The sequence below is a fragment of the Janibacter indicus genome, assembly GCF_900176385.1.
GTDB classification, from domain to species: Bacteria; Actinomycetota; Actinomycetes; order Actinomycetales; family Dermatophilaceae; genus Janibacter; species Janibacter indicus.
The window spans coordinates 42,189-67,101 of the sequence record NZ_FWXN01000010.1 but is presented as its reverse complement, the minus strand read 5'-3'; the positions used below and the strand labels follow the sequence as shown (position 1 = coordinate 67,101).

Below are 24,913 nucleotides of genomic sequence, written 5' to 3'. Positions count from 1 at the left end.
CGGTGCGGGAGACTGCCGCTGTGACCCCTGCCAACCACCGCAAGAGCCCCCGCGCGAGCGACACCCAGCCCGTCGACACCGCCCCCGCCACGGGCCATCGCTGGCCGGCCGGGGCGGTGGTCACCGGGGCCGGGCGCGGTCTCGGCCGCCAGATCGCCACCATGCTCGTCGAGCGCGGCCACCACGTGCTCGTCACCGACGTCGACGACGCTGCAGCGCAGCAGGCAGCGAGCGAGCTCGGCGAGCGGGCCACGGCCCTCACCCTCGACGTGCGTGACGACGCGGCCGTGCGGGCCGCGCGCGACCGGATCATCGCCATCGCCGGTCGCCTGGACGTCTGGGTCAACAATGCCGGCGTGCTCTTCACCGGGCCCGCGTGGGAGCACGACGCACGGCAGCGCCGTCTGATGCTCGAGGTCAACGCGATCGGGACGATGAACGGCACCCTGGCCGCCATCGAGTCGATGCGGGCCAGCGGTGGCGGACAGGTCATCAACATCGCCTCGCTCGCCGGCCTGACCGCGGTGCCCGGCGAGGGGGTCTACGCCGCCTCGAAGCACGCGGTCATGGGGTTCAGCCTGAGCACCATGGCCGACCTGCGCGCAGCGAAGGTCAAGGACGTGCACATCTCGTGCATCTGCCCCGACGGCATCTGGACCCCGATGCTCCACGACCGGCTCGACGACCCCGGTGCCGCGCTCTCCTTCTCCGGCAAGCTCCTCCAGCCCCACGAGGTGGTGACCGCGGTGGGCAAGGTCCTCGACGAGCCGCGGCTCGTGACCGCCCTGCCCGGGTGGCGAGGGGCCGTGGTCCGGTTCGGCGACCTCTTCCCGGCGCTCGGGCTGGCCCTGACCCCCTTCGTCGTCCGGCAGGGCGAGCGGACCCAGCGTCGGCTGCGCAAGCATCAGCAGGGCCACCGGCGGCTCGGCCGGCGCTGAGCCCGTCGGTGTCGGGGCGGAGCGTGACGCCCGACCACTTCGCCTTGGCGGCTGCCTTGGCGAGGTCGGGGGTGACCTCCTCGACGGCCAGGGCGATCGTCGCCAGCATGGCGACGTCGGCGTCGAAGGCCTCACAGAACTTCACCCCGTAGCGAAGGTCTTGTCCTCGTAGTTGTACGTCGTGCCGGAGTTCTTGATGACCTCGATGTCGGCGTCCTCGACGTCGTCCTGGGCCCACTCGCCGACGCTCAGGGACACCGCGCGGCGGCCGCGCGAGGGAGGCGTCCTAACTCTCGTGACCCACGTAGGCCGCAAGGTGCGTTGCGGTGAGGGTCTCCCCCTTCGCCACGAGATCGGCAGGTGTGCCCTCGAAGACGACCCGGCCACCGTCGTGACCGGCACCGGGCCCGAGGTCGATGATCCAGTCGGCGTGGGCCATGACGGCCTGGTGGTGCTCGATGACGATGGCCGACTTGCCGGAGTCGACGAGGCGGTCGAGCAGGGCGAGCAGGTTGTCGACGTCGGCGAGGTGGAGGCCGGTCGTCGGCTCGTCGAGGACGTAGACCTCGCCCTTGTCCCCCATGTGCACGGCGAGCTTGAGCCGCTGCCGCTCACCACCGGACAGCGCCGTCAGCGGCTGGCCGAGGGTGAGGTAGCCCAGGCCCACGTCGACGAGACGGGTGAGGATCTTGTGTGCGGCGGGCAGGGAGGCCGGGCCCTCCTTGGCGAAGAAGGCCTCGGCCTCGCTCATCGACATCTCGAGGACGTCGGCGATGTTCTTGCCGGCGAGCTCGTACTCGAGCACCGCCTCCTGGAAGCGGCGCCCCTCGCAGTCCTCGCACGGCGACTCGACCGTGGCCATGACCCCGAGCTCGGTGAAGATCACGCCTGCGCCGTTGCACGTCGGGCAGGCGCCCTCGGAGTTGGAGCTGAAGAGCGCCGGCTTGACGCCGTTGGCCTTGGCGAAGGCCTTGCGCACCGGCTCGAGCAGCCCGGTGTAGGTCGCGGGGTTGCTCCTGCGCGAGCCCTTGATCGCCGACTGGTCGACGACGACGACCTCGTCGCGGTGGTCGAGGCCCGAGTGGATCAGCGAGCTCTTGCCCGACCCGGCGACGCCCGTCACCGCGACGAGGACCCCGGTCGGGATGTCGACGTCGACGTCCCGAAGGTTGTGCGTGCTGGCACCCCGGATCTCGAGCGCCCCTGTGGCGGAGCGGACCTCGTCCTTGAGCGAGACCCGGTGGTCGAGGTGGCGCCCGGTGAGGGTGTCGCTGGCCCGCAGCTCCTCGACGCTCCCCTCGAAGACGATCTCTCCCCCCTTCGACCCCGCCATGGGGCCGAGGTCGACGGCATGGTCGGCGATGGCGATCGTCTCCGGCTTGTGCTCGACGACAAGCACGGTGTTGCCCTTGTCGCGCAGGCGCAGGAGCAGATCGTTCATCCGGTCGATGTCGTGCGGGTGGAGCCCGATCGTCGGCTCGTCGAAGACATAGGTGACGTCGGTGAGCGAGGACCCGAGGTGACGGATCATCTTCGCCCGCTGCGCCTCTCCCCCCGACAGGGTGCCCGCGGGGCGGTCGAGGGAGAGGTAGCCCAGACCGATCTCGGTGAAGGAGTCGAGCAGGTGCTGCAGCCCGGCGAGCAGCGGCTCGAAGCCGGGCTCGTCGAGCTCGCGCACCCAGGCCGCCAGGTCGTTGATCTGCATCGAGCACAGGTCGGCGATGCTCTTGCCCTTGATCTTCGACGCACGGGCCTCCGGGGTGAGGCGGGTGCCCTCGCACTCCGGGCAGGTCTGGAAGGTCACGGCCCGCTCGACGAACCGGCGCACGTGCGGCTGCATCGCCTCCGGATCCTTGGAGAGCATCGACTTCTGGATCTTGGGGATGATCCCCTCGAAGGTGAGGTTGACGCCCTCGACCTTGATCTTCGTCGGCTCGCTCCACAGCATCGTCTCGAGCTGCTTCTTGGTGAAGTCCTTGATGGGCTTGTCCATCGGCAGGCCCATGCCGGCGAAGAGTCGGCCGTACCAGCCGTCCATCGAGTAGCCGGGGACGGTGAGGGCCCCGTCCTCGAGCGTCTTGGTGTCGTCGTAGAGGGCGGTGAGGTCGATGTCGCTCACCTGGCCCATGCCCTCGCAGCGCGGGCACATGCCGCCGAGGTACACCTGCTGCTTGACCGTCTTGCGCTCGGTGCGGGTCCCCTTGTCGGTCGTCATCGACCCGCTCGCCTTGCGCGTGGGGACGTTGAAGGAGAAGGCCGTCGGCGGGCCGACGTGCGGCTGGCCGAGGCGTGAGTACAAGATGCGGAGCATGGCGTTGGCGTCGGTCGCCGTGCCGACGGTCGAGCGCGGGTTGGCCCCCATGCGCTCCTGGTCGACGATGATCGCCGTCGTCAGCCCCTCGAGGTGGTCGACGTCGGGCCGCGCCAACGAGGGCATGAAGCCCTGGAGGAAGGCGCTGTAGGTCTCGTCGATGAGCCGTCGCGACTCGGAGGCGATCGTCCCGAAGACGAGCGAGCTCTTGCCCGAGCCCGAGACCCCGGTGAAGACCGTCAGCCGCCGCTTGGGCAGGTCGACGCTCACGTCCTTGAGGTTGTTCTCCCTCGCTCCCTGCACCCGGATGAGGTCGTGGCTGTCGGCGGCGTGCGGCATGCGAGCTCCAGACGAAGGGGGTGGGTGGGCCACCTGTGATCCAACCAGATCGCCGCGACGACGTCGTCGAAATCCGGTGGCGGCCCGCGACCTCGCCCTGCTGTGCTGGTGCGATGACGAGCAGCGACGTGTGGACCGCCGAGCAGGCGCAGCGCTACGACGACCCGGCGGGTACCGGCATGTCCGCGCCGGCGGTGCTGGATCCCGTGGTGGACGCGCTCGCCGCACTCGCGGGTGGAGGGCCCGTGCTCGAGCTCGCGATCGGCACCGGTCGTGTCGCGGTCCCGCTGCTGGCGAAGGGGGTCCCGGTCACCGGGATCGAGCTGTCCGCCCCGATGGTCGACGTGCTGCGGACGAAGGTCTCTGCGGAGGACCTGACGGTGGTCGTCGGTGACATGGCGACGGTGCGCGCCGACGGGGAGTTCACCCTGGTCTTCCTCGTCTTCAACACCATCGGCAACCTGCGGACGCAGGACGAGCAGGTCGAGTGCTTCCGCAACGCCGCACGTCACCTCTCCCCCGGAGGCCGGTTCGTCGTGGAGGTCGGCGTCCCTCCCCTGCGTCGGCTCGTCCCGGGCCAGGTGGCGGTCCCCTTCGACGTGTCCGACGGCCACGTCGGGTTCGACACCTTCGACCCGGTGACCCAGCAGGCAACCTCGCACCACCTGACCCAGCGGCCCGACGGCGGCTACCGCCGGGGCACCCACAACTACCGCTACGTCTGGCCCAGCGAGCTCGACCTCATGGCCCGCCTCGCTGGGCTCGAGCTCGAGAGCCGCCACGAGGACTGGAGCGGGACCCCCTTCGGCCCCGACAGCGAGTCCCATGTCAGCGTGTGGCGCCGCCCATGATGAGGTGGGCAGCATGTCCGGGCCGTCCTCGCTGGACCCCTCGTGCCGCACACGGGAGCAACGACCCCCACTCCTGAGCGTCAGACCTCGGCGAGGGCGACCTCGACGAGGTGGGCGGCGGTGCGCTCGCCGGCGGCGATGGCCCGCTCCTGGTCGCCGCGGAGCATGCCGGTGATGGCCCCGAGGTAGGCGACGACGACCTCGTCGGCCAGCCGCACCCCGCGCTCCCCCGGCACCACCTGGGCGGCGAGCGACTCGATCCGCTCGTGGAGGAGGGTGTCCTCGGCCGTGAGCATCTCGGCCACCGCCGGCGCCGGGTTACCCGTCGCGGCGGCCGTCCCACTGAAGGCGCACCACCGCTCGTCGAGGCGTTCGCGCTGGTAGGTCCGCAGCGCCGGGAAGATCGCGAGCAGCCGGTCGGTCGGCGTCTCGGCGTCGGCGACCGCGGCGTCCCAGACCTCGGTCCACTCCCCCAGCCGACGCTCGAGGGCCGCGGCGATGAGCCCGTCCTTGTTGCCGAAGTTGGCGTAGAGCGTGGCGGGAGAGGCACCGGCGCGACGCAGGATGACGTCGACGGGCGTCAGCACGACGCCCTCGACGAACATCAACTCGTCGGCTGCGGTGAGCAGCCGCTCCCGCGCCGGACGACGGCGCTCCGTGGTGGCCATGCCGCCAGCCTAAACGTAACGCGCGTTTCACATGGAACTGAAACGTACGTTACGGTCGGTGCCGACCCACGCCACCGACAGGGAGCCACCGATGACGACCTTGCACATCAACGGGCACTGGCGGACCGCCGCGTCCGGAGAGACCCGTGAGATCACCTGCCCCGCCGACGGATCCGTCGTCGCGACGGTCGACGAAGGGGGTGCCGCCGACGCCCTCGAGGCCGTCCGCGCCGCCCGGGAGGCCTTTGACTCCGGCCCTTGGCCGAGCACGCCGGCGCCCGAGCGCGCCGCCCTCCTGCACCGCCTCGCCGACCGACTCGAGAGCGAGCTCGAGGAGGTCGCCCGCCTCGAGGCCCTCGACACCGGCAAGCGCATGGTCGAGACCCGGATCGACATGCAGGACATCGTCGCGGTCTTCCGGCACTTCGCCGGCCTGGCCCAGGCCGAGGCCGGCCGGGTCGTCGACCCCGGCATGCCCGACGTCTCCTCAAGGGTCGTGAGCGAGCCCGTCGGTGTCTGCTCCCTCATCACCCCGTGGAACTTCCCGCTGCTGCAGACGGCGTGGAAGGTCGCTCCGGCTCTGGCCGCGGGCAACACCTTCGTCCTCAAGCCGAGCGAGCTGACGCCCCAGACCTCGATCTGGCTCGTGCGCACCCTCGCCGAGCTCGGTCTGCCCGACGGCGTCGCCAACCTCGTGCTCGGGCCCGGCGCCACCGTGGGCGCCGCGATGACCGAGGCCCCCGAGGTCGACCTCGTCTCCTTCACCGGCGGCCTGCACACCGGCCGCACGATCATGGCCGCGGCCGCCCCGACGGTGAAGAAGATCGCCCTCGAGCTCGGCGGCAAGAACCCCAACGTCATCTTCGCCGACGCCGACCTCGACGCCGCGATCGACAACGCGCTCACCGCGATCTTCCTCGACTCCGGCCAGGTCTGCTCCGCGGGCTCGCGCCTTGTCGTCGAGGAGTCGGTGCACGACGAGGTCGTCGACGAACTCGTCCGCCGCGCTCAGGCGATCCGCCTCGGCGGCCCCTTCGACGAGCGCGCCGAGACCGGCCCGCTCATCAGCGACGCCCACCGGAACAAGGTCGAGGCCTACGTCGCCGCGGGTCTGGCCGAGGGCGCGGTTCTGCGCTGCGGCGGCGAGCGCCCCGGTGGCGACCTCGCGGGTGGCAGCTACTACCCGCCGACGATCCTCGACGGCTGCACGAGCGAGATGACGTGCGTCCAGGACGAGTCCTTCGGGCCGGTCCTCACCGTCGAGACCTTCTCCGGCGAGACCCGCCAGGCGGCGGAGGACGCCGCGGTCGCGATCGCCAACGACACGATCTACGGCCTGGCCGGCGCGGTGTGGACCCAGGACGCCGGGCGCGCCGAGCGCGTCGCCCGCCGACTGCGCCACGGGACCATCTGGATCAACGACTTCCACCCCTACGTCCCAGCGGCGGAGTGGGGCGGCATGAAGCAGTCCGGCATCGGGCGCGAGCTCGGCCTGGCCGGCCTGCACGAGTACCAGGAGACCAAGCACATCTGGCACAACACCCGCCCGGCGCGCGCCGGGTGGTTCGACGACGCCACGACCGAGGGAGAGGACGCATGAGAGATCGCTACGACTACGTCATCGTCGGAGGTGGGTCCGCCGGATCCGCCCTCGCCAACCGCCTGAGCGCCGACGAGGGGACGAGCGTCCTCGTCCTCGAGGCCGGCCGCGCAGACTTCCTCGCCGACCCGCTGATCCACATGCCCGCCGCGCTGATGTTCCCCTCGGGCAACCCGCTCTACGACTGGGCCTACGAGACCGAGCCCGAGCCGCACATGGGCGGCCGCCGGGTCCCGCACGCCCGCGGCAAGGTGCTCGGCGGCAGCTCGAGCATCAACGGCATGATCTTCCAGCGCGGCAACCCCGGTGACTTCGACACCTGGGCCTCCTTCGACGGGATGGAGGCGTGGGACTACGCCCACTGCCTGCCCTACTTCAAGCGCATGGAGACGACGATCGCCGGCGCCGACGCGTGGCGCGGCGGAGCCGGCCCGCTCAAGCTCGAGCGCGGACCGGCGGACTCGCCCCTCTTCCAGGCCTTCTTCGAGGCGACGACCCAGGCCGGCTTCGCCCGGACCGACGACGTCAACGGCTACCGCCAGGAGGGCTTCGCCCCCTTCGACCGCAATGTCTACAAGGGCAGCCGGATGTCGGCGTCACGCTCCTACCTGCGGCCGGTCCGTGATCGCAAGAACCTCGACGTCACGACGCTGGCCATGGTCACCGGGTTGCGCTGGCAGGGCACCCGCGTCACCGGCGTGGACTTCGTGCGCGGCGGCCGCAGCCGGCACTCGGTCGACGCCGGCGAGGTCATCCTTTGCGGTGGCGCCTTCAACTCACCGCAGCTGCTCCAGCTCTCCGGTGTCGGCAACCCCGACGTGCTCGGCGCCGCGGGTGTGCAGACCCGCGTCGAGCTGCCCGGCGTCGGCGAGAACCTGCAGGACCACCTCGAGGTCTACCTGCAGCACACGAGCTTGCAGCCGGTGTCCATCTCGCCGTGGCTGAAGAAGTGGAAGGCGCCCTACATCGGCGCCGAGTGGCTCTTCCTCAACCGCGGCGTCGGCGCCTCCAACCACTTCGAGGGCGGCGGCTTCATCCGCACCAACGACGAGGTCGCCTACCCCAACCTCATGTTCCACTTCCTGCCGATCGCCGTGCGCTACGACGGCACGGCTGCCGAGGGCAAGCACGGCTACCAGGTGCACATCGGGCCGATGAACTCCGACGTGCGCGGCCACGTCCACATCAAGAACGCCGACCCGCGGACCAAGCCGGCCATCCTCTTCAACTACCTGTCGACCGAGCGTGACCGCCGCGAGTGGGTCGAGGTCGTGCGCGCCGCGCGGCACATCCTCTCGCAGCCGGCCTTCGCCCCCTTCGACGGTGGCGAGATCTCGCCCGGGCCCGACGTGCAGACCGACCAGGAGATCATCGACTGGGTCGCCAAGGACGCCGAGACGGCGCTGCACCCGTCGTGCTCGGCCAAGATGGGCACCGACGAGATGGCGGTCGTCGACCCCGGCTCGATGCGGGTTCACGGGACGCAGGGGCTGCGCGTCGTCGACGCCTCCGTCTTCCCGACCATCACCAACGGCAACATCTACGCCCCCGTGATGATGGTCGCGGAAAAGGCGGCCGACCTCATCGCCGGCAACACGCCACTCGCGGCGGAGCACCCGCCGGTCTACCGCGCCAAGCAGGGCATGCCCCTCTACCCGCAGGGCGACCCGCGCAACGACGCCTGGGATGCGCGCACCAAGATCCCCAGCGCCCTGGCGGCAGTGCGTGATGCCCAGCCGAAGGGGGAGGCCCGATGAGCACGGTCATCGACCCCGAGCTGACACGGGACCGGGTGACGCAACCCCAAGCCAAGAAGTCGGTCCTCGTCGTCTCCGTCGTCGCGACGGTCGTCGTCGCCGCCTGGGCCCTCATCGCCCCGAGCAACGCCGAGGCCACCCTCGGCAGCGTCGTGGGATGGATCTCCAACTGGTTCGGCTGGTTCTACATCCTGCTGGCCACCGCGATCCTCGTCTTCGTCGTCTACGTCGGCATGCGCTACCGCCGGATCCGACTGGGCGACGACGACGACCGTCCCGAGTACTCGACCTTCGCGTGGGCCTCGATGCTCTTCGCGGCCGGCATCGGCACCGACGTGATGTTCTTCGCCGTGGCCGAGCCCGCGAGCCAGTACCTCGCTCCCCCGCAGGGTCAGGGCGAGACCGTCGACGCGGCCCGCGAGGCCACGGTGTGGACGCTCTTCCACTACGGCATCACCGGCTGGGGCATGTACGCGCTCATGGGTGTGGCGCTGGGCTACTTCGCCCACCGCAAGAAGCTGCCCCTCGCCGTGCGCTCTGCGCTCTACCCCCTCGTCGGCAAGCGGGTGCGCGGACCCATCGGCGACGCCGTCGACATCGCGACCGTGCTCGGGACGATCTTCGGCGTCGCGACCTCGCTCGGCATCGGCGTCGTCATGCTCAACGTCGGCCTCGGCGTGATGTTCGACGTGCCGCAGGGCATCCCCGCCCAGATCGGTCTCGTCGGCCTCGCCGTCGTCACCGCGACCGTGTCGGCGACCACCGGCGTCGACCGCGGCATCCGGCTGCTCAGCCAGCTCAACGTCCTGCTCGCGATCCTGCTCGCGCTGTGGATCCTCGTCACCGGCGAGACCGCCTTCCTGCTGCGCGCCATCACGATGAACGTCGGCGACTTCGTCTCGATGTTCCCCGGGATGACCCTGGACACGATGGCCTACGACCACCCGACCGAGTGGATGTCGCTGTGGACCCTCTTCTTCTGGGCCTGGTGGATCGCCTGGGCCTCCTTCGTCGGGATGTTCCTCGCGCGCATCTCCAAGGGCCGCACGATCGGGCAGTTCATGCTCGGCACGCTGACGATCCCCTTCAGCTACATCGTCATGTGGGTCTCGATCTTCGGCAACAGCGCGGTCAAGCAGATCGCCGACGGCGACGCGGCCTTCGGCGAGATGGCGGTGAACCAGCCGGAGCAGGGCTTCTACGCCCTCCTCCAGCAGTACCCCGGGGCGCTCTTCCTCGTCGGTCTGTCGACCTTCGTCGGGCTGCTCTTCTACGTCACCTCCGCCGACTCCGGCGCCCTCGTCATGGCCAACCTCAGTTCGGAGCTGCCGGACAGCGAGACCGACGCCCGCCCGTGGCTGCGGATCCTGTGGGCCGGTACCACTGGCGTGCTGACGATCGCCATGCTCGTCGTCGGCGGCATCGTGGCGCTGCAGTACGCGACGATCGTCATGGGACTGCCCTTCGCGATCGTCATGGTCCTGGTGATGATCGGCCTGCACCGGGCGCTCGAGGCCGAGCGCACCCAGACGACGGCCGCCCGCCTCTCGCTCGCCTCGCACCTCGTCGGTCGCGAGGGGGCGCACCAGGGGTCGTGGCGTCGCCGGGTCGCCAACACCTTCGGCACCGTGAGCCTCAAGCGCGCCAACCAGCGCCTGGCGAGCGTCGTCGTCCCGGCCCTGCAGGAGGTCGCCGACGCGATGACCGACGAAGGGAGGACCGCCACCGTCGAGGTGCACGACGGTGGCCCCGACCGGCCGGGGTCCGCCCGGCTCGTCGTCGGCGAGGGGGCCGCTCCCTTCGTCTGGTCCGTGCAGGTGCGCCAGGTGGCGGCGCCCAGCTACGGCGCTCGGATGATCGAGGCCGACGACCGCACGGCGCGTCTCGAAGTCGCCCTGCCGACCGGTGGTGGCTACGACGTCTTCGCCTACGACCGCGAGGAGGTCTGCCACGACGTGCTCGACCACCTCGAGCGTTGGTCCGCCGCGGGGGTCCTCGCCGACCAGGTCTAGACGGACCCGCTCGCCACGAGAGGGCCGCGACACCACCCGGTGTCGCGGCCCTCTCGTCTGCCCGATTGCGTTACATAGGATCCCTATGTAACGTGACGGGACGTGCCCGACGACTCCATCGACCAGACCGCGAGCGACCTCGTCACCTACGCCGCCCGTCTCGTCCGCGCCTCCCGCCAGCACATCCACCACACCCCGCCCGCCGGGATCCGGGTGCTCTCGCTCGTCGACGAGCACGGGCCCACCGGCATCGGACGACTGGCTGAGCTCGACCGCACCTCGCAGCCGACGATGTCCGGAGCCGTCGCGACACTCGTCGAGCGGGGCTGGGTGACCAAGGAGCCCGACCCGGCCGATGCCCGCGCCACGAGGGTCACCCTCACCGCCCCCGGACGCCGCGCGCTCGCCGTCGTCCGCGAGCGCAGCGCCGCCACCGTTTCCCGGGTCATCCGGGAGCACCCCACCCTGACCCCCGAGGACCTCGCGACCGCCGTCACGGTGCTGCGCGAGGTCATGGAGGCCAGCTCGTCCCAGCAGGAAGGTCAGCAGTGACAACCCCAGCAGCACCCGCCGAGACCACCCCGTCGATGTGGCGGCAGCCACGCGCCGTGTGGGCCGTCGCCTTCGCGTGCGTCATCGCGTTCATGGGCATCGGCCTCGTCGACCCGATCCTCAAGCCGATCGCCGACGAGCTGGGCGCATCGCCCAGCGAGACCTCGCTGCTCTTCACGAGCTACATGGCGATCATGGGCGTCGCGATGCTCGTCGCCGGCTTCATCTCCTCGCGCATCGGCGCCAAGCGCACCCTCATCACCGGGCTGGCGCTCATCATCGTCTTCTCCGCGCTCGCCGGCATGTCCGACAGCATCGGCGCCATCGTCGGCTTCCGTGCCGGCTGGGGTCTGGGCAATGCGCTCTTCGTCGCGACCGCGCTGTCGACGATCGTCGTCGCCTCGGCCGGCAGCGTCGGCCAGGCGGTGATCTTCTTCGAGGCCGCGCTCGGCCTGGGCATCGCCGTCGGCCCGATCGTCGGCGGCCAGCTCGGCTCGATCTCGTGGCGGGCGCCCTTCTTCGGCGTCGCGGTCCTCATGGTCGTCGCCGTGGTCGTCACGTCCGTCCTCCTGCCGGCCACTCCCCCGTCCGGCGCCAAGACCTCGCTCGCGGCACCACTCAAGGCCCTGCGCCACCCGGGCCTGCTCACCGTGGCGCTCACCGCGCTCTTCTACAACATGGGCTTCTTCACCCTGCTGGCCTTCACCCCCTTCCCGCTCGACATGAGCGCCTCGCAGGTCGGCTGGGTCTTCTTCGGCTGGGGGCTGCTGCTCGCGATCACGTCGGTCAAGACCGCCCCGTGGCTCCAGCGGCGCTTCGGCACGATCCCCTCCATCACCGGGGCCCTGACGCTCTTCGCCCTCGACCTGGCGATGATGGCGCTCCTCAACGACTCCAGGGCCGCGCTCGTCGTCGGGGTCGTCCTCGCCGGCGCCTTCCTCGGGGTCAACAACACCCTCATCACCGAGGCCGTCATGGGCTCGGCGCCGGTCGAGCGCCCGGTCGCCTCGTCGGCCTACTCCTTCGTCCGCTTCTCCGGAGGTGCCGTGGCCCCGTGGGCGGCCGGCCGGCTGGGCGAGGAGGTCAGCCTCAGCGCCCCCTTCTGGATGGGCACCGTCGCCGTGCTCGTGGGCGTCGCGATCTTCACCTACGGCTCGCGCTTCCTGCGGGGCGAGGAGGCCCCGGCCACGCACAGCGACGCCGAGGGCGAGGCGGTGCTCGTCGGCGGCGCCGACTGAGGGGCCCTTCGAGACGGTCGCTGCGCGACCTCCTCAGGGACCGGGGAGGGCGTCCTACCGCAGGTCGAGGAACATCACGTGCAGTCCGACGGGACCGTGCTCCGGGTGGTCGAAGGCCCCCGGCACGGTACCGATGACGTCGAAGCCCAGGGAGCGCCACAGCCCCACCGCGCGCTCATTGGTCTCCACGACGGCGTTGAACTGGATCCCGGCGTAGCCCTCGTCGCGGGCCCACCCGATGACGTGCTCGCCGAGGGCCCGGCCCACGCCCCTGACGCCGACATCCGGGTCGACCATGAAGGACCCGGTCGCGATGTGCGACCCGCGACCCGGGCGGTTGGGACCCATCTTGGCCGAGCCGGCCACACGGCCACCGACCTCTGCGACGACCGTGCGGCCGGGGGCCGGCTCCATCCACAGGCCGCGCGCCCCGTCCGACGACAGGTCGAGCGGGTAGGCGTAGGTCCTGCCCTCGGCCACGATGCGCGACCAGAAGGGGAAGATCTGCTCCCAGTCGTCGTCGGTCGCGGGTCGGATGGTCAGGTCGTGGCTCGTCACGTCGACAGCATCGCAGGCCCGGTCGTGGCAGGCTGCTCCGGTATCGCAACGACGCGACCGCAGGAGGTTCGACGCATGACCCAGCCCGCACTCCCTTCGTACTCGTCCGGCACCTCGGACACGCCCCTGCTCGGGGACACGATCGGCGACAACCTCGCCAGGACCGTGGCGCGGCACGGTGACCGCGAGGCCCTCGTGGACGTCCCGAGCGAGCGGCGCTGGACCTACCGGAAGCTGCTCGCCGACGTCGACGCCCTCGCCAAGGGCCTGCTGGCGCAGGGCGTCTCCGCCGGCGACCGGATCGGGATCTGGGCGCCCAACTGCGCCGAGTGGACACTGCTCCAGTACGCCACGGCGCGCGTCGGCGCGATCCTCGTCAACATCAACCCTGCCTACCGGGCCCACGAGCTGACCTACGTGGCGCGGCAGTCCGGCCTGCGGATGCTCGTGAGCGCCCAGCAGCACAAGACCTCCGACTACCGCGCCATGGTCGAGGAGGTGCGCGGCGAGCTGCCCGACCTGCGCGACGTGGTCTACATCGGCGACCCGTCGTGGGAGGAGCTCGTGGCCAGCGGGGCCGAGGTCCCCGACGAGGCCATCACCGAGCGTGGCGCGACCCTCACCCCCGACGACCCGATCAACATCCAGTACACCTCGGGCACGACCGGCTTCCCCAAGGGCGCGACGCTCAGCCACCACAGCATCCTCAACAACGGCTACTTCGTCGGCGAGCTGATCCGCTACACCGAGGCCGACCGGATCTGCATCCCGGTGCCCTTCTACCACTGCTTCGGCATGGTCATGGGCAACCTCGCGGCGACTTCGCACGGCGCCTGCATGGTCATCCCCGCGCCGTCCTTCGAGCCGGCGGCCACGCTCCAGGCCGTCATCGATGAGCGGTGCACCTCCCTCTACGGCGTCCCCACGATGTTCATCGCCGAGCTCGGGCTCGTGGACTTCGCCGACTACGACCTGTCGAGCCTGCGCACCGGGATCATGGCCGGGTCGACCTGCCCCGTCGAGGTGATGAAGCGGGTCGTGGCCGAGATGAACATGGCCGAGGTGGCGATCAGCTACGGCATGACCGAGACCTCCCCGGTCTCGACGATGACCCGCGTCGACGACGACCTGGCCCGCCGCACCGAGACGGTGGGTCGGTCCATGCCGCACATCGAGTCCAAGGTGGTTGACCCGGTGACCGGCGTGACCCTCCCGCGCGGCGAGACCGGCGAGCTGTGCACCCGCGGCTACAGCGTCATGCTCGGCTACTGGGAGCAGCCGGACAAGACCGCCGAGGCCATCGACGCCGCCCGGTGGATGCACACCGGCGACCTCGCGACGATGGACGAGCACGGCTACATCGAGATCGTCGGGCGGATCAAGGACCTCGTCATCCGCGGCGGCGAGAACGTCTACCCCCGCGAGGTCGAGGAGTTCCTCTACACGCACCCTTCCATCGCCGACGTGCAGGTCATCGGCGTGCCCGACGAGCGCTACGGCGAGGAGCTCATGGCCTGGGTCGTGCTCAGGGAGGGTGCCGAGTCCCTCACGGCCGACGAGGTGCGCGAGTTCGCCAACGGCAAGCTCGCGCACTACAAGATCCCGCGCTACGTGCACGTCACCGATGCCTTCCCCATGACCGTGACCGGCAAGGTGCGCAAGGTCGAGATGCGCGAGCAGGCGCGCCATCTCCTGCAGGACTGACCGACGACGAAGGGTGGCACCCCGGTCACCGGGGTACCACCCCTTCGAGACGGCGCTGGCGCGCCTCCTCAGGGCACCGCCTTCGTCATGGGTCGGGAGGTCAGACCTGCTGGTCACCCGACGAGGTGGGGCCCGACTGCGCCTCGGCCTTGGCCGAGAGCTTGTCGAGCGTGCGGGCCGCCGCGTCGCGACCACCGAGGCCGAAGGCCAGGGCCGCGGCCGCGGCGCCACCGACGACCAGCGCACCGAAGCCGAGCTCGATGATCGAGTCGGCGATGCCCATGTACTTCAGGCCCATCGCGACGAAGAGCACGATCGTCGCGTACTTGACGATCGTCGCGCCGACGCCGGTGAGCAGCTTCGCCAGGAGGTTGGCGACGAAGAACCCGGCCGCGATGATCGCCGCACCGAAGATCACCTTGCCACCGAGGCCGAGGACCTCGCTGAGGAAGGCAGTGATCTGCGGGAAGTCGAGCAGCTGGGCCGCCATGACCGCGAAGAACAGCACGATCGCGATCTGGACGATCTTGGCGACGACCGGCACGACCTTGGTCTCGGCCGGCAGGACGTCGAGCTCGGCGATCTGGCGGTCGAGGCCGACGCCGTCGAGGACCTGCTCGACGATGTCACCGGCGAAGCGGGCGATGAAGATGCCCAGGGCCAGCATGATGCCGGCGGCGATGATCACGGGGACGGCGTCGAAGATCGACTGGAGCATCTGCTCGGCCGGACGGGAGATCGACTCGATACCCAGGATCTGCAGCGAGGCGATGGTCACGACGATCATGATCAGCGCGTAGACGACCGTGGCCAGGGTGCGCGGGATCGACGCCGCGGGCCCCTGCCCACCGGACTGCTGGAACTGCTGGGTCTGCTGCTGCGGCGGAGCCGGCTGCCCCGGCGGCGGGGGCGGCGGACCGGCCGGCGAGACCTGCGGCGCGCCGGGGAGCGAGCTCGTCGTCGAACCGGCCTTCTTCAGCCAGCGGTCGAAGGGCAGCGCGGAGAGCGCGGTCTGCACCAGCTGACGCACGACCTTGGCCAGCAACGCACCGACGAAGAAGACGACGCCGGCACCGATGAGGTTGGGCAGGAAACCCAGGACCCCGTCGGCCATGCCCTGGATCGGCGTGAGCACCTGGCTCAGACCGAGGACCTGCAGGATGGCGACGAGGCCGAGCATCCACACGACGAGCGACCCGATGGAGCCGAGGGTCGTGCCGACGGAGGCGCCGTCGGCACCCGCCCGCTGCAGCGCCGGGATCTTGCTGGAGAGCTTGGTGAAGAGCGACTTGACGATCATCGCGACGAGCCATGTGATGACGAGGATCGCCACGGCGGCCAGCGCCTTGCCGAGCAGCCCTGGCCAATCGACCCCGTCGAAGAAGCCGGAATCCATGATGTCCTCCCAGTTTGTCGAGACATTCAGGTGTATTGCCCTTCGACCGTACTAACCATCCGCCGTCGGTGCCGGATGAGAGACCTGACGATGCCGGATGGTTAGGTGAACCCCATGCGCTGCTCACACCACGAGGCCGGTGAGTGCCGCTCGTGCACCCTCATGGGCCTCCCTTACGAGCGGCAGGTCGTCGACCTCGAGCGCGAGATGCGCGAGCTCCTCGCGGACGCCGTCCCCCCGGACGTGTGGCGGGCCCCCTTCGTCGGGCCGGAGTCGGCCTTCCGCAACAAGGCGAAGCTCGTCGTCGCCGGGACCCGCGACGCACCGACCTTCGGCATCCTCGATGCCGCCCAGCGGGGCGTCTCCCTGCCCGAGTGCGGGCTCTACGAGCCGCACCTCGCGGCTGCACTGGACCGGCTCGTGCCCGCCGTCGCCGAGCTGGGCCTGACCCCCTTCGACGTGCCGGGTCGCCAGGGCGAGCTGAAGCACCTCATCGTGACCGGCTCGCCCGACGGCGAGCTCATGGCGCGCTTTGTGCTGCGCTCACCCGGGCAGATCGGCCGGATCCGGCGAGGTCTGGAGGCGCTGCGCGCGGCGGCACCGGGCCTGCGGGTCGTCTCGGTCAACCTCCAGCCGGAGCACAAGGCGGTGCTCGAGGGCGAGCAGGAGATCGTCCTCACCGAGAAGGAGACCCTGCCGATGCGGTTGGACGACATCGTCTTCCACCTGCGGCCGCGCAGCTTCTTCCAGACCAACACCGTGGTCGCCGCCGGGCTGTACCGCCAGGCCCGGGCGTGGGTCGACGAGATCGCGCCACGCAGCGTCCTCGACCTCTACTGCGGGGTCGGCGGCTTCGCCCTCAACGCCGCGATGGCGAAGGGGGCGGACGCACGCCGTGTCGAGGGGGTCGAGGTGGCGCCCGACGCGGTCGCGAGCGCCCGCCGCTCGGCGACCGAGCTCGGCGTCGCCGCCGACTTCCGGGTCGGCGACGCCCGGGTGCTGGCGGAGGTCGACCACGAGCTCGTCGTCGTCAACCCGCCCCGTCGCGGGATCGGCCCCCAGCTGTGCGCCGCGATCGAGGCCGCCGCACCACGGCACGTGGTCTACTCCAGCTGCAACGCCCGCAGCCTGGCGCACGATCTCGCCGCCCTCCCGGGTCACCGGGTGGTCGAGGCGCGGCTGTTCGACATGTTCCCCCAGACCCGGCACCACGAGGTCATCGTGCTGCTGGAGCGGCGCTGATCCCGTCGGTCCGGACGACCCGGGCCGCTCCGTCCCGAGGTCGGCGAAGACTTCCTCGGGCACCGAGGGACCGGCCGGCAACAGGGCTGCGCGCCGCGGGTCAGGCTCCTGAGCCGGCGATGATGGCGAAGAGCCCGACGAAGTACACCCCGACGCAGAGGAAGATCATCGCGAAGAGGGCCGTGCCGACGATGCCGAGGATCTTGCCGATGTTGGCGTGGTCGCGGTTGGACCAGCCCGCCTGCGGGTTGGCGTCGATCTCCTTGAGGGCCATGTGGCCGAGGATCCAGGCGACGATCCCCAGACCGGGCACGACGACGATGCCCAGGATCCCGAGGACCAGGGCGGCGGTCGCCGTGCCGTGCTGGCGCACGGGCTGGAAGGGGTAGGGCGGCGGCATCTGCGGGGGTGGCTGCGTCATGGTGACCCCACCGTATGCGCGCCGCGCCGCGTCGACCACGGGGAGCACTCCCCACAGCGAGGACGACGTGCGCGCCTGCGTCGCGGCCTTCGTCGCCGCCCGGGCCGAGGTCCTCGGCTCCTGACGGGTGGTCGCCCCCTTCGTCACTCGAAGGGGGTGGCGTCCCCCGCCCCGTAGCGGGCGATCTCGGCAGCGCCCGACGACAGGTCGACGACCGTCGTCGGCTCGGTGCTCACCTCGCCCGCGTCGATGACGATGTCGACCTGGTGGTCGAGCTCCTCCTTGACGTCCCAGCCGAAGGTCGGGGTCCGCGACTCCGCCGGCAGCAGGAGGGTCGAGATGAGCATCGGGTCGCCCAGCCCGGCGAGCAGCGCCTGCGAGAGCGGGTGGTCGGGGATGCGCACGCCGACGGTCTTCTTCTTCGCGTGGAGCAGTCGGCGGGGCACCTCCTTGGTCGCCGGCAGGATGAAGGTGTAGGGCCCGGGCGTGGCCGCCTTGACCGCGCGGAAGATCGCGTTGTCGACGTGCACGAGCTGCCCCAGCTGGGCGAAGTCGGCGCACAGCAGCGTGTAGTGGTGCTTGTCGTCGAGGCGGCGGATCTCGCCGATCCGGTCCTTGATCGCCTGGTCGTCGAGGCGGCCGCCGAGGGCATAGCCGGAGTCCGTGGGGAAGGCGACGAGCGCGCCCTCACGCAGTCGCTCGACGACCTTGCCGACGGTGCGGGGCTGGGGGTTGTCGGGGTGGACTTCGACGAAGGTGGCCATGGGTCCACCGTAGGCGTGACGAACCACGCCACGCGAGGGCCCCGACTCGCCCGGATCCGGGGCGTCTGCTGCGAGACTGGACGAGCCACAGGTCGTTGCTGCATTCTTCAACGACTTTTCCTTCGTCCCAGGGGAGCACATGACGGACAACGAGCTCGACCTCAACGGTCACTGGACCATCGACCCCGGCCACAGCCGCATCGGCTTCTCGGCCCGCCACGCGATGATCTCCACGGTCCGCGGCTCCTTCAACGACGTGACCGGCGACGTGCGCGTCGACGTCGACGACCTCGACGGCTCGACCGCCAAGGTCACCCTCAAGGCCGCGAGCGTCGACACCCGCAACGGCCAGCGCGACGACCACCTGCGCAGCCCCGACTTCTTCGACGTCGAGCGCTTCCCCGACATCACCTTCGTCAGCACCAACATCGAGGAGATCCGCGAGCGCGCCTACATCGTGAGCGGCGACCTGACGATCCGCGACGTCACCAAGCAGATCACCATCCCCCTCGAGCTCGGTGGCGTCATGGTCGACGCCTTCGGCGCCGTCCGTGCCGGCTTCGAGGGCTCGCGCCGGGTCAACCGCCGCGACTACGGGCTGGAGTGGAACATGCCGCTCGACAAGGGCGGCGTGCTCGTCTCCGAGAAGATCGACCTCGAGTTCGAGATCTCCCTGGTCAAGCAGGACCAGTAGTCACCCTCGCGCGCCGAGCTCCGTGGCGAGCTCGGCCGCCAGTGCCTTGGCCGTGCGTCCGACCCCGATGAGGGTTGCCGACGCGGGCCCGGTCCAGTCGCCGTAGCCGACGAAGCAGACCCGCCGGTCGCGCACGGAGCGGTTGCCGCTGACCTCCGGGATGCCGGCGGAAGTGCGCAGCCGCAGCGAGCGCAGATGCCGCAGCGCGGGCCGGAAGCCGGTGCACCAGATCACCGTGTCGACCTCGATCCGGTCGCGCCCGATGACGGCTCCCTCAGGGACCATCCGGTCGAACATCGCCCGCACGCGCAGCGCTCCCCGCTCCCGGGCGCGGCGCACCTGGGGCAGGACGACGATGTTGCCGACGAAGGCCGCCTCCGCGGCGTGCGGGTCGCGCAGCCGGGCGCTCGCCTCGTCGAAGAGGTGGCGACCGTCGACGTCGTCGGGCAGGAAGCGCAGCCGCCGTGCCGTGACGAGCGAGACCCGGTCGGCGGTCTCGACGAGGTCGGCGGTGATCTGCACCCCGGAGTTGCTGCCACCGACCACGGCGACGCGCTGCCCCGCGAAGTCCTCGGGACCGCGGTACTGCGCGCTGTGCAGCTGGCGCCCGGCAAAGGTGTGGGCCCCCTCGACCATGGGGACGAAGGGGGCCGCCCACGTCCCCGTGGCACTCACGACGTAGCGCGCCGCGACCTCGCCGTGGTCGGTCTCGACGAGGAGCCGGTCGGGGGTGCTCCGTACGTCGTCGACACGCACCGGTCGCTCCACGGGCAGTTCGTAGCGCGCCTCGTAGTCACGCAGGTACGCCCGCACGTGCTGCACGGGCGGGAAGGTGTCGGGGTGCGGTGGCATGGGCCAGCCGGGAAGGGAGGAGTAGGCCGACGGCGAGAAGAGGCGCAGGGACGGCCACGCCGAGGCCCAGGCTCCACCCGGATGGGCGCGATCATCGAGCACGACGTGGTCGATGCCGACGCGGCGCAAATGGTAGGAGGTCGCCAGACCCGCCTGACCACCACCGAGGACGGCGACGTCGACCTGTCGGGGCATACGACCTCAGGCGTCCTCGGCCGTCATCTCCACGGGGACCCCGATCTGCACCGTCCGCGAGACGGTGCACAGCCGGTCGCGTGACTGGGCCACCGAGCGCGGGAAGGCCGACCGGGCGCGGTCTCCCCCTTCGCCCTCGGGGAAGCCCAGTCGGAAGGTGACGGCCAGGTCGCTCATGTGGTTGCCGTCCTCGGGGGTGGAGACCTTTTCGCCCTCGGCGACGACGTGGAAGGACTCGGGCTCGGCGCGGCGTGAGGTGATGTGGTCGACGTCGACGGAGCTGCACCCGGCGAGCGCGGCGAGGAGCAGCTCCACGGGCGTGAAGTCGTCGGAGGAGCCGTCGCCGATGGTGATCGTGCCGCCACGAGCATTGCGGATCTCGTAGCGCCCCAACCCGATTCGGGTCAGCTCGACACTGCGGTGGCCGGGGCCCGTCCCGCCCGTGGGCTCATCGCTCGTCATGGTCAGCCTCCAAGTGGTCGGTGCGGCCGCCGCTCACGGCCCGTGGGCAATCCTGACAGACCGGGCCGTCACTAGTCTGGGCCGCATGGCCTCCCCCACCCCCGCGTCCCCGCCCGCCGGTCGACTCGTGCTGCTGCGGCACGGCGAGACCGAGTGGAGCCGCGACGGACGGCACACGGGCAGCACCGACCTGCCCCTGACCGACGAGGGCCGGGCCCGCGCCACCCAGGCTGCCGCTCGGCTCGAGGAGCGCGGCATCCGACCGGTCCTGACCCTCACCTCCGACCTGCGGCGAGCGCGTGACACCGCAACCCTCGCCGGTCTCGAGGCCTCGGTCGACACGGACCTGCGCGAGTGGGACTACGGGGCCTACGAAGGTCGCTCGACGGCGCAGATCCGCGAGGAGCTCGGCACCGACTGGGACGTCTTCCGCGACGGAGTGCTCCCGGGGGTCACGCCGGGCGAGACCGTCGAGGAGGTCGCGGCCCGGGCCTCTCGGGTGCTGGCCCGAGTGCGAGCGCACCTGCACGAGGGCGACGTCGTGCTCGTCGGCCACGGTCACACCTCGCGGATCCTGGCGACCGTGTGGCTGCGCACCTCTCCCAGGCTCGCGGCGCAGCTGACGCTCGACGCCTCCCGGCTGGCCGTGCTCGGCCACCACCGCGAGGACCCCTGCATCATCAGCTGGAACTGCTGACGACCTGCCGCATTGCCCTACGGCAATGCAGAGTCCCGGCCTGCGGTGGCTGCATTGCCGTAGGGCAATGCAGCCACAGGGGCTAGGGCAGGGGCCAGGTGTGCACCGGGGCGTTGGTGTGCATGTGCTCGGTGTAGAGCCCGGTCATCTCGGCCAGGGCGGCAGCCCGGTCCAGCCCGCCCTCCTCGAGTCGCCGCACGCACTCGCTCTGCCACACGGCGCCGTTGACGCCGGAGGTGCAGCGCCCCTCGATGACCGACAGGTAGCGGGTGATGACGCTCTCGGCCACACCCCAGTCCTCCAGGCCGCGTCGGGCCATCGGCAGCAGGTGGCGCAGGACGAGCTCGTCGGCTCCGAGCTCGCCGAGACCGGGCCAGTAGAGCCGGGCGTTGATGCCGTCGCGGGCCGCCGTCTCGAAGTTGGCCTCCGCGGCCGGGAAGGACATGCGCGTCCAGATGGGCCGGTCCTCGTTGGCCAGCGTGCGCACGCAGCCGTAGTAGAAGGCGGCATTGGCCAGGGTGTCGATGATCGTCGGGCCGGCGGGCAGGACCCGGTTCTCGACCCGGACGTGCGGGTGCCCCTTGCCGGGGTCGTAGATCGGGCGGTTCCACCGGTAGACGGTGCCGTTGTGCAGGTTGAGCTCGCCGAGCTCGGGGGTGCCCCCGGCGTCGAGCACGGCGACCGGGTCCTCCTCCGTCGCCTCGGCGAGCAGCGCAGGGAAGTAACGCACGTTTTCTTCGAAGAGGTCGAAGATCGAGGTGATCCACCGCTCGCCGAAGAAGACGCGCGGACGCACGCCCTGGTTCTTCAGCTCGATCGGCCGGGTGTCGGTCGCCTGGGCAAAGAGCGCGACCCGGGTCTCGGCGTGCAGCCGCCGTCCGAAGAAGAAGGGCGAGTTGGCGGCGAGCGCCAGCTGCGGCGCCGAGATGATCTGCGCAGCATTCCAGTGGTCGGCGAACTGCGTCGGACCGACCTGCAGGTGCAGCTGGACCGAGGTGCACGCCGACTCCGGGGCGATCGAGTCGGCGAAGGTGTGCAGCCGCTCCCCCGTGGGTCCCTCGATGTCGAGGACGATGTCCTCACCACGGGCGACGAAGATCGAGTCGTTGAGCGCCGTGTAGCGGTTGTTGTCGCTGATCCACTCGCCCTGGAAGTGCTCGGGCCGGATCGTCGGCAGGATCCCGATGGCGATGATCCGCGCCCCGGCCTCCTCGGCCTTGGACTCGGCGCGGTTGAGCGACTCGCGCAGGCTCTCCTCGAGCCGCAGGGCCGAGTCACCCGGCAGCGGCCGCGGCGCGACGTTGAGCTCGATGTTGAACTGCGCGAGCTCGGTCTGGTACTCGGGGTCGGCGATCGCCTCGAGCACCTCGTTGTTGACGAAGGCCGGCTGCTGCCCGTCGTCGATGAGGTTGAGCTCGATCTCCAGCCCGGTGAGCGGCACCTCCTCGTCGAAGGCGCGCTCGTTGAGCATCCGCTCGAAGACGTCGAGGTTCTGCTGGACCTTCTCCCGGTAGCGCTGACGCTCCTCGCGCGAGTAGCTCTGCGCGGCGACTTCCTTGCCCATGGGGTGCCCCTCCCGGTGTCGGCTGGTGCTGAATCTACCCACGGCACGCGTCGCGGGCGAGTATCAGACCACGGTCGGATGCGCCGCCCCCTCCGCCCTGCCTACGCTCGCCCGGTGACCACCGAGACGATCACCCCGAGGCGGGGCCCGACCGCGCGCGTGCGGTCGTGGTTCGCCGCGCACACCGGGCTCGTCGACCTCGTCATCGCCGGGTCCATGTGGGTCGTCACGTCCCTGGGCTACGCCATCTCCTACGCCGGCCTGCCGGTCGGCGCGGTCGAGATGCTCCTGCTCTTCGTCGTCGCATCGCTGCAGACGCTGCCCTTGGCGTGGCGACGCACCCGCCCGGAGCTCGGCTTCGGCCTCGTCGTCCTCGGCCATGTGGCCCAGCTCGTCGTGGCGGACTCACCGATGCCGTCGAACCTCTCGTCGCTCATGGCCGGCTACGCGGTGGCCGCCTACGCCCCGCGCCGGTGGGTGCGCCGCCTCGGCCTCGTGGCCGCCGTGGCCTCCGGGCCGCTGGCCGTGTGGGACTGGTACGCGTACGACGGGGCGAGCGTGCTGGCCCTGGTGCTCATGACGATCCTCTTCAGCGGGCTCGCGCTCGTGTGCTGGCTCTGGGGTGACCTCACCCGCAAGCGCCGCGAGCTCGTCGCCCGCCTCCAGGAGCAGAACCTCGCCCTGCGGCGCGACCGCGACCAGCGGGCCCGGATCGCCGCCCAGGACGAGCGCACCCGCATCGCCCGTGAGATGCACGACGTCGTCGCGCACTCGCTGAGCGTCGTCGTCGTCCAGGCCGACGGTGCCGCCTACGCGGCGGAGCACGGTGGGGGCTTCGACCGGGAGCAGGCCGTGCGCGCGCTCGAGACGATCGGGGCGACCGCCCGCGAGGCCCTCGCCGAGACCCGGCACCTCGTCGGGGTCCTGCGCACCACCGATGACGAAGGGAGCGCCCCGCACCCCGTCGAGTACGCCCCCACGGAGGGTCTCGGCGACCTGCCGGACCTCGTCGACCGGGTCGCCGCCACCGGTATCGACGTCGACCTGGACCTCGCGCCGGGGACGGCCGCGGTCCCCCGGGACGCCGGGCTCGCCGCGTACCGCATCGTCCAGGAGTCGCTGACCAATGTCATCAAGCACGCGGGCCCGGCCGCCCGCGTCGCGGTGCGCGTCACCACGGGCGACGTGCTGGGCGTCGAGGTGCGCGATGACGGACGCGGCGCGGCGGCCACCGACGACGGGGACGGGCACGGCATCATCGGGATGCGGGAGCGCGCGACGAGCGTCGGCGGGTCGTTGACCGCCGGCCCGGTGCCCGGCGGTGGCTTCGCGGTCAGGGCGACACTCCCCCTTCGCCACGAGGAGGCACGATGACCGACGAGACCATCCGGCTCGTCCTCGTCGACGACCAGGCCCTGGTGCGTGCCGGGTTCCGCATGGTGCTCCACGCGCAGCCCGACATGGCCGTCGTCGGCGAGGCCGGTGACGGGCGCGCCGCGCTCGACCTGCTCGCCACGACCCCGGCCGACATCGTCCTCATGGACGTGCGCATGCCGCGCATGGACGGCGTGGCGGCCACCGAGGCGATCGGGGGCATGGACGAGGGGCCACGGGTCATCGTCCTCACGACCTTCGACCTCGACGAGTACGCGCACGCCGCGCTGCGGGCCGGTGCCAGCGGGTTCCTCCTCAAGGACGCCGGCCCCGAGGAGCTGCTCGCCGCGATCCGGGCCGTCGACCGCGGTGACTCGGTCATCGCCCCGAGCACGACCCGGCGGCTCATCGAGCGGTTCTCCCCCCACCTGCGCGGGGCGGGCTCGCCGGCGCCCGACCCGACCGCCGACCCCCGACTGGCCGAGCTGACCCCCCGCGAGCTCGAGGTGCTGAGAGCGGTCGCCCGGGGGCTCACCAATGCCGAGATCTCCGCCGAGCTCCACCTCGCCGAGGCGACCGTCAAGACGCACATCGGACGCATCCTCGCCAAGGCGCACCTGCGCGACCGGGTGCACATGGTGCTGCTCGCCCACGAGACCGGGCTCGTGGACGTACGACCACGGTCGTAGGCGGGGCCGGTCCGGCGGGCCGAGGTCCAGACCAC

Annotated in this window: 23 protein-coding genes; 14 read left to right on the top strand and 9 right to left on the bottom strand. The window is 71.0% G+C overall.

The features are described from left to right. The first annotated feature begins 20 nt into the window (after positions 1-20). Positions 21-938, top strand: a complete 918-nt coding sequence (locus tag B9B60_RS12740; protein WP_234993867.1) for an SDR family oxidoreductase — start codon at positions 21-23, stop codon at positions 936-938. Positions 939-1,224: 286 nt separating this feature from the next. Here the strand turns inward: B9B60_RS12740 and B9B60_RS12735 are convergent, their stop codons facing one another. Next, positions 1,225-3,588 carry an ATP-binding cassette domain-containing protein gene (locus tag B9B60_RS12735; protein ID WP_084451926.1) on the bottom strand — a complete coding sequence of 788 codons (2,364 nt, stop codon included), beginning with the start codon at positions 3,586-3,588 and terminating at the stop codon, positions 1,225-1,227. A 113-nt stretch (positions 3,589-3,701) separates the two neighbouring features. On the opposite strand from B9B60_RS12735, the gene B9B60_RS12730 reads away from it, so the two are divergent. Beyond that, positions 3,702-4,439, top strand: a complete 738-nt coding sequence (locus B9B60_RS12730) for a class I SAM-dependent DNA methyltransferase (RefSeq protein WP_084451924.1) — start codon at positions 3,702-3,704, stop codon at positions 4,437-4,439. Between the two features lie 80 nt (positions 4,440-4,519). Here the strand turns inward: B9B60_RS12730 and B9B60_RS12725 are convergent, their stop codons facing one another. After that, the gene (locus B9B60_RS12725) at positions 4,520-5,107 is read right to left on the bottom strand and encodes a TetR/AcrR family transcriptional regulator (protein WP_084451922.1); all 588 of its coding nucleotides are present in this window, start codon (positions 5,105-5,107) and stop codon (positions 4,520-4,522) included. 91 nt (positions 5,108-5,198) lie between these two features. Here B9B60_RS12725 and B9B60_RS12720 point away from each other — a divergent pair, with 91 nt between their 5' ends. The 5 genes from B9B60_RS12720 (at position 5,199) to B9B60_RS12700 (ending at position 12,266) form a co-directional block, all read left to right on the top strand. Next, positions 5,199-6,707, top strand: coding sequence for an aldehyde dehydrogenase family protein (locus B9B60_RS12720; RefSeq protein WP_084451920.1), 1,509 nt, complete (start codon positions 5,199-5,201; stop codon positions 6,705-6,707). Next, positions 6,704-8,464: a choline dehydrogenase gene (betA, locus tag B9B60_RS12715; RefSeq protein ID WP_084451918.1), complete on the top strand. Its 1,761-nt coding sequence runs from the start codon at positions 6,704-6,706 to the stop codon at positions 8,462-8,464. The genes B9B60_RS12720 and betA overlap by 4 nt, the downstream gene beginning before the upstream one ends. Next, positions 8,461-10,476 carry a choline BCCT transporter BetT gene (betT, locus tag B9B60_RS12710; protein WP_084451916.1) on the top strand — a complete coding sequence of 672 codons (2,016 nt, stop codon included), beginning with the start codon at positions 8,461-8,463 and terminating at the stop codon, positions 10,474-10,476. The genes betA and betT overlap by 4 nt, the downstream gene beginning before the upstream one ends. Positions 10,477-10,578: 102 nt before the next feature. Further along, on the top strand, positions 10,579-11,028 hold the full coding sequence (locus tag B9B60_RS12705) for a MarR family winged helix-turn-helix transcriptional regulator (RefSeq protein ID WP_084451914.1): 450 nt from the start codon (positions 10,579-10,581) through the stop codon (positions 11,026-11,028). A gap of 35 nt (positions 11,029-11,063) precedes the next feature. Beyond that, the gene (locus tag B9B60_RS12700; protein WP_143445585.1) at positions 11,064-12,266 is read left to right on the top strand and encodes an MFS transporter; all 1,203 of its coding nucleotides are present in this window, start codon (positions 11,064-11,066) and stop codon (positions 12,264-12,266) included. A 54-nt stretch (positions 12,267-12,320) separates the two neighbouring features. Here B9B60_RS12700 and B9B60_RS12695 read toward each other — a convergent pair whose 3' ends face one another. Continuing rightward, positions 12,321-12,824: a GNAT family N-acetyltransferase gene (locus tag B9B60_RS12695; RefSeq protein WP_327078590.1), complete on the bottom strand. Its 504-nt coding sequence runs from the start codon at positions 12,822-12,824 to the stop codon at positions 12,321-12,323. A 75-nt stretch (positions 12,825-12,899) separates the two neighbouring features. On the opposite strand from B9B60_RS12695, the gene B9B60_RS12690 reads away from it, so the two are divergent. Further along, positions 12,900-14,528 (top strand): AMP-binding protein, encoded by a 1,629-nt coding sequence (locus tag B9B60_RS12690; RefSeq protein WP_084451910.1) that lies wholly within the window; start codon positions 12,900-12,902, stop codon positions 14,526-14,528. A 100-nt stretch (positions 14,529-14,628) separates the two neighbouring features. Here the strand turns inward: B9B60_RS12690 and B9B60_RS12685 are convergent, their stop codons facing one another. Next, positions 14,629-15,924 (bottom strand): mechanosensitive ion channel, encoded by a 1,296-nt coding sequence (locus B9B60_RS12685; RefSeq protein ID WP_084451908.1) that lies wholly within the window; start codon positions 15,922-15,924, stop codon positions 14,629-14,631. A 114-nt stretch (positions 15,925-16,038) separates the two neighbouring features. Here B9B60_RS12685 and B9B60_RS12680 point away from each other — a divergent pair, with 114 nt between their 5' ends. Further along, positions 16,039-17,166, top strand: a complete 1,128-nt coding sequence (locus tag B9B60_RS12680; protein ID WP_084451906.1) for a methyltransferase domain-containing protein — start codon at positions 16,039-16,041, stop codon at positions 17,164-17,166. Between the two features lie 100 nt (positions 17,167-17,266). On the opposite strand, the gene B9B60_RS12675 is transcribed toward B9B60_RS12680, so the two are convergent. Continuing rightward, the gene (locus B9B60_RS12675) at positions 17,267-17,587 is read right to left on the bottom strand and encodes a DUF4190 domain-containing protein (RefSeq protein WP_143445573.1); all 321 of its coding nucleotides are present in this window, start codon (positions 17,585-17,587) and stop codon (positions 17,267-17,269) included. Here B9B60_RS12675 and B9B60_RS17710 point away from each other — a divergent pair. Next, positions 17,586-17,711 (top strand): hypothetical protein, encoded by a 126-nt coding sequence (locus B9B60_RS17710; RefSeq protein WP_268766764.1) that lies wholly within the window; start codon positions 17,586-17,588, stop codon positions 17,709-17,711. The genes B9B60_RS12675 and B9B60_RS17710 overlap by 2 nt on opposite strands. Before the next feature lie 19 nt (positions 17,712-17,730). Here the strand turns inward: B9B60_RS17710 and B9B60_RS12670 are convergent, their stop codons facing one another. Continuing rightward, entirely contained in the window at positions 17,731-18,351 is a 621-nt protein-coding gene (locus B9B60_RS12670) for an L-threonylcarbamoyladenylate synthase (RefSeq protein ID WP_084451902.1), read from the bottom strand. A gap of 139 nt (positions 18,352-18,490) precedes the next feature. Between B9B60_RS12670 and B9B60_RS12665 the strand changes: the two genes are divergently transcribed. Next, positions 18,491-19,045: a YceI family protein gene (locus B9B60_RS12665; RefSeq protein WP_084451900.1), complete on the top strand. Its 555-nt coding sequence runs from the start codon at positions 18,491-18,493 to the stop codon at positions 19,043-19,045. Here the strand turns inward: B9B60_RS12665 and B9B60_RS12660 are convergent, their stop codons facing one another. Together B9B60_RS12660 and B9B60_RS12655 are read right to left on the bottom strand one after the other, a co-directional pair. Then, positions 19,046-20,092: an ArsO family NAD(P)H-dependent flavin-containing monooxygenase gene (locus B9B60_RS12660; protein WP_084451899.1), complete on the bottom strand. Its 1,047-nt coding sequence runs from the start codon at positions 20,090-20,092 to the stop codon at positions 19,046-19,048. 6 nt (positions 20,093-20,098) lie between these two features. Next, positions 20,099-20,554 (bottom strand): OsmC family protein, encoded by a 456-nt coding sequence (locus B9B60_RS12655; protein ID WP_084451898.1) that lies wholly within the window; start codon positions 20,552-20,554, stop codon positions 20,099-20,101. 85 nt (positions 20,555-20,639) lie between these two features. Between B9B60_RS12655 and B9B60_RS12650 the strand changes: the two genes are divergently transcribed. Then, positions 20,640-21,251, top strand: a complete 612-nt coding sequence (locus tag B9B60_RS12650) for a histidine phosphatase family protein (protein ID WP_084451897.1) — start codon at positions 20,640-20,642, stop codon at positions 21,249-21,251. An 82-nt stretch (positions 21,252-21,333) separates the two neighbouring features. Here B9B60_RS12650 and B9B60_RS12645 read toward each other — a convergent pair whose 3' ends face one another. Further along, a complete protein-coding gene (locus tag B9B60_RS12645; RefSeq protein ID WP_084451896.1) occupies positions 21,334-22,815 on the bottom strand; it encodes a glutamate-cysteine ligase family protein in 1,482 nt (493 codons plus the stop codon). A 114-nt stretch (positions 22,816-22,929) separates the two neighbouring features. On the opposite strand from B9B60_RS12645, the gene B9B60_RS12640 reads away from it, so the two are divergent. Together B9B60_RS12640 and B9B60_RS12635 are read left to right on the top strand one after the other, a co-directional pair. Next, complete coding sequence (locus B9B60_RS12640; protein WP_159451207.1) at positions 22,930-24,189, top strand: sensor histidine kinase; 1,260 nt, start codon at positions 22,930-22,932, stop codon at positions 24,187-24,189. Beyond that, positions 24,186-24,878 (top strand): response regulator, encoded by a 693-nt coding sequence (locus tag B9B60_RS12635; protein WP_084451894.1) that lies wholly within the window; start codon positions 24,186-24,188, stop codon positions 24,876-24,878. The genes B9B60_RS12640 and B9B60_RS12635 overlap by 4 nt, the downstream gene beginning before the upstream one ends. The last annotated feature ends 35 nt before the right edge of the window (positions 24,879-24,913 follow it).